Annotated in this window: 1 protein-coding gene; it reads right to left on the minus strand. The window is 56.4% G+C overall.

Annotated elements, in window-relative coordinates; all coding sequences use genetic code 11:
* The coding region (locus tag F1381_RS27880) for an AMP-binding protein (protein ID WP_222850500.1) at positions 1 to 669 on the minus strand (669 nt) is incomplete at its 3' end.
* Positions 670 to 685 lie beyond the last annotated feature (16 nt).

Below are 685 nucleotides of genomic sequence, written 5' to 3' on the forward strand. Positions count from 1 at the left end.
GTTCAGCTGCCGCTGCGTAAGGACGAGGGTGATTTGCGAATCGTCCAACAGATAGCGGATGCGTTCCTGCGGATATTCCGCGTCGATCGGCACATAAGCAGCCCCTGCCTTTAAAATCCCGTAGAGTCCGACCATCATTTCAAAGGATCGCTGCGTCATTAGTCCGACGACGGTATTCTCACCGACCCCTTGTTCCCGCAGATAATGCGCTACTTGATTGGCCCGGCTGTTGAACTCCCGGTAGGTCAGCACCTCGTCTTCAAACAGGAGCGCCGGGCGGTCCGGTGTTTGTTCAACCTGCTCCTCAAATCGTTCGATGACGGTCTTGCAGTTCTGCATGCTGACGGCCGTGTTGTTGAAATCCTCCAGAATCTGGCGGCGCTCGTCTGCCGAGAGCATATCGAGCTGCGCCAGCTTGGCTTCCGCATGATCGGCCACCTGCTGCAGAATATTGGTGAAATGTCCGGCCAGCCGCCCGACCGTTTCCTCTTTGAACAGCTTGGTGCAGTATCCCAAGGTACACACAAGGCGGTCCTCCACCTCTTCTACGGTGACGGTCAGGTCAAACTTGGCCATCCCGCTATCAAACGGGTACGGCGTGAAGTTCAGCCCTTCGACCTCGAGCTGTCCGCGGTCGGTATTTTGCAGCACGAACAACGTGTCAAACAAGGGATTGCGGCTCATG

The sequence above is a fragment of the Paenibacillus tengchongensis genome (genome assembly GCF_008973665.1).
Lineage (GTDB): Bacteria > Bacillota > Bacilli > Paenibacillales > Paenibacillaceae > Paenibacillus_AQ > Paenibacillus_AQ tengchongensis.